At 62.3% G+C, this 3,452-nt stretch carries 5 protein-coding genes; 2 read left to right on the top strand and 3 right to left on the bottom strand.

Annotated elements, in window-relative coordinates:
- Window positions 1-30: 30 nt before the first annotated feature.
- From ACNPM8_RS17010 to ACNPM8_RS17000, 3 genes are read right to left on the bottom strand one after another with little or no spacing between them, the layout of a single operon-like run.
- Window positions 31-939 carry an SURF1 family cytochrome oxidase biogenesis protein gene (locus ACNPM8_RS17010; RefSeq protein WP_448940267.1) on the bottom strand — a complete coding sequence of 303 codons (909 nt, stop codon included), beginning with the start codon at window positions 937-939 and terminating at the stop codon, window positions 31-33.
- Window positions 940-1,185, bottom strand: coding sequence for an acetone carboxylase (locus ACNPM8_RS17005; protein ID WP_105657794.1), 246 nt, complete (start codon window positions 1,183-1,185; stop codon window positions 940-942).
- Window positions 1,185-1,607: a DUF3099 domain-containing protein gene (locus ACNPM8_RS17000; protein ID WP_133833403.1), complete on the bottom strand. Its 423-nt coding sequence runs from the start codon at window positions 1,605-1,607 to the stop codon at window positions 1,185-1,187. Before ACNPM8_RS17000 ends, ACNPM8_RS17005 begins: the two co-directional genes overlap by 1 nt.
- 217 nt (window positions 1,608-1,824) lie before the next feature.
- Here ACNPM8_RS17000 and fabG point away from each other — a divergent pair, with 217 nt between their 5' ends.
- Both fabG and ACNPM8_RS16990 read left to right on the top strand, forming a co-directional pair.
- Complete coding sequence (gene fabG, locus ACNPM8_RS16995; RefSeq protein ID WP_105657795.1) at window positions 1,825-2,547, top strand: beta-ketoacyl-ACP reductase; 723 nt, start codon at window positions 1,825-1,827, stop codon at window positions 2,545-2,547.
- Between the two features lie 34 nt (window positions 2,548-2,581).
- Entirely contained in the window at window positions 2,582-3,331 is a 750-nt protein-coding gene (locus ACNPM8_RS16990) for an SDR family oxidoreductase (RefSeq protein WP_105661240.1), read from the top strand.
- The last annotated feature ends 121 nt before the right edge of the window (window positions 3,332-3,452 follow it).

Raw genomic sequence — 3,452 nt, 5'->3', positions numbered from 1 at the left:
GCTGCCGCGCGGTTCCCTTGTTTCCCGCAGCTACTTCGGGAGGCCCCCTGGCGTGTGGTCGGCCTGGTCGAGCAGCGCATCCTCGATGGCTTCATCGGTCGGCGTGCCGTCACGGCGGAACTTCTTATCCGGCTTGGCGCGAATCTTGCGCACCTTGTGCAGCGGCTCGTCCAGGCCCAGCGCCTCGGCTTCGGCTTGCTCGGCGGCATCCTCGGCGTTCAGCTTCTTCTGCTGGCGAGCGGCATACCAGAAGCCGATGAAGGCCAGCACGCCAAAGATGTACCACTGGATCTCGTAGGAAAGATGCGGACCTTCATCCATATCCGGAGCGTCCAGCTGCAGTGGCGCAGTGGCCGGGGCCGGATCCTCTTCATACATCAGGCCGTAGGCGCCCTGGGCGATCTCGTAGTCCAGGAGCTTGGCGTAGTCTTCGAGCTGGATCGAAGCCAATTGGCCCTCCGGGGCGCCGCGGTCCAAGCGGATTTCCGATGGTTTCAAGCGCACATCCACAGTGACTTCTCCGGCAGGTGGCGCTGGAACAGCATCCGGGTGGCCGTCTTCCTGGTTGCCGATCGGCAGGTAGCCGCGGTTCACGACGACAGTTGCGCCCTCGGTGGTCCTAAACGGCACCAGCACCTCGTAGCCGGGGCTGCCGGCCTTGATGCGGTTGCGCACGATCATGGTATCCGCGGGCAGATATTGGCCTCTGAGCTGCGCGGTCATCCAGGTCTTGTCCTCGTCCAGGTCCTGGAAATTCTCCAGGGCCTGCGTGCCGGTGACCGGCTCTGCGAAGTAGTTGCGGTTGACCCGTTCGATGCCGTCGAGGACTTCGGCACGGCGGTCGGCTTGCCAATTGCCCAAGCCAATGCAGGCGGCGGCGAAGATCGCCACCAGAATGAGCCAGCCGACCCACCGGGTACTGGCCAGAAAACCATACATCTACTTGCTTTCTCCTTCATTGCCCGGCATCGGCAGCGTTTCCTTGTAGAGCAGGCGTTCCTTCAGATACGTTTCGAGCCAGTCGCGGTGCTCTTCGCAGGCCAGCCAGATTTTGCGCCGGTCCGGGGTGTGGATCTTCGGGTTATTCCACAGCAGCTGGTGGCTGGCGGCGTTGCGGCAGCCCTTTCGCGAGCACTGGATTTCGGCGGCGGCAGGGGAGCCGCCGAGCGAACCTAGCAGATCCACTAGTCCTCCTTGGGAGCAGTTGTTGGCTGTTGCACCGGTTCAGCTTCTTCGGCGAAGCTTCCGTCGATCACTTCTGGTTCCGGTGCCTGCTGCGCGGCAGGCGCGGTTTCGTCCGGTGCGGCGATAGCCTGGGCGCCGGGAGCCTTGTAGAACTCGGCGGGCGGTTCGCGTTTGGTCAGATCCGCACCGCCGTTGGCGATCACCACTGCGATATAGGGAAGGATAATTGCGCCCGCGAGCAAGACCCAACGCAGCCAGCCATCGAAGAAGAAAGCGAGAACGAAGCAGATCAGGCGCACGGTCATGGAAATCGTGTATTTGCGCACACGTGAATCGCGCTCGGTGGTATGGGACTCGCGCGCTTCGGTAATGCGGTGAACTTCCGGTTGGCTGGAACCGTGATTCGTGGGCTGTGGGGACATGTAAAAGACTTCGCTTCGCAGTACGGGATCTGCTCCCATTGTCTCACCTGCGGCACGAAGAGTGTAATTTCTACGCGCTGTCGAAGCGGTAAAACTGGGTAGTAACTAATAGGATTGTTCACGGAGTAGCTACTTAACTAGGCAAAGTGCGCTTTTCGGCTGGCCCTTGGAGAGATTTACCATGCCAGGACAGCGAGCGCATGAACGGAGAAATACATTGACTACGGAACCAACCACTGGCCGCAGTGTCCTCGTGACCGGCGGCAACCGCGGCATCGGACTTGCTATTGCGCGCGCATTCGAAGCCAACGGCGACAAAGTGGCCATTACCTACCGCAGCGGCGAGGTTCCCGCCGGACTGCTCGGCGTCAAGGCCGATGTCACCGACGGCGAATCGATCGACGCGGCTTTCAAGGAAGTTGAAGCGGCCCACGGTCCGGTAGAAGTCCTCGTCGCCAATGCGGGGGTCACCAAGGACACCCTGCTGCTGCGCATGAGCGAAGACGACTTCACCTCGGTGATCGACACCAACCTCACCGGCGCCTTCCGCGTGATCAAGCGCGCGTCCAAGGGCATGATCCGGCTCAAGCGCGGCCGTGTCGTGCTGATTTCCTCGGTCGTCGGCCTTTACGGCTCGCCAGGGCAGATCAACTACGCGGCGTCCAAGGCCGGCCTGGTGGGCATCGCCCGCTCGCTGACCCGTGAACTGGGCTCACGCGGCATCACCGCCAACGTTGTGGCTCCGGGCTTCATCAACACCGAGATGACCGCTGTGCTGCCAGAGGACACCCAGAAGGAATACCTCTCCAGCATCCCGGCCAACCGCTTTGCTGAGCCTGAAGAGGTTGCCAACGTGGTCCGCTGGATCGCCAGCGACGAAGCAGGCTACATCTCCGGTGCCGTGATCCCGGTTGATGGCGGCCTGGGCATGGGCCACTAGAAGATTTAAGCAAGAAATCCAAAGGAGTACCACCATGAGTGAATTCAAAGGTGCCGTTGTAACCGGTTCCTCGCGCGGCATCGGTGCGGTGACCGCGCAGCTGCTGGCCGAGCAGGGCGTTGGCGTAGTGGTCAACTACCGCGCCAAGGCCCCGCGCGCCAACAAGATTGTTGCCGCTATTGAAGAAAAGGGCGGCAAGGCCGTTGCCGTGGGCGCCGACCTGACCACCGTTGAGGGTCCGCAGGCTCTGGTTGACGCGGCTGTTGAGAACTTCGGCTCGCTGGATGTCGTCGTGCTCAACGCTTCGGGCGGCATGGAAACCTCCATGGGCGAAAACTATGCGCTGCGCCTGAACCGCGACGCGCAGGTGGCCATGCTGGAAGCCGCGCTGCCCCAGCTGAGCGAGGGCGGCCGCGTGGTCTTCGTTACCAGCCACCAGGCGCACTTCATCAACGAAGTAACCACCATGGATGCCTACGACGCTGTGGCCAAGTCCAAGCGCGCCGGCGAAGATGCACTGCGCGAAATGATCCCGAAGCTGGCCGAGAAGAACATCACCTTCGTGGTGGTCTCCGGTGACATGATCGAAGGGACCATCACCGCAACCCTGCTCAACCGCATGGAGCCAGGTGCTATCGACGCCCGCCGCGAAGCTGCCGGCAAGCTGTACTCCGTCGAGGAGTTCGGCGCCGAGGTAGCCAAGATGGTCTTCGCCGACGTCGAGACCGGCCACACCGAGCTGGTTGGCGGCGCAGGCGACTTCCTGGAGCAGTCGGGCAAGTAAGCCCCCGCAGCAGCGCGCATCAGCTGGCGGCAGTTACCCCGTGCAGGGGTTCCGACCGCCAGCTTTTCCGTGCCTGGGGCAAAATGCGAAGGGTTAAGCGAAATCGCCGGGCACCTCCGAA

It is taken from the genome of Glutamicibacter sp. AGC46, assembly GCF_053543715.1.
Note: the sequence above shows the minus strand (reverse complement) of the source record. Positions and strands in the feature narration are given on the sequence as shown.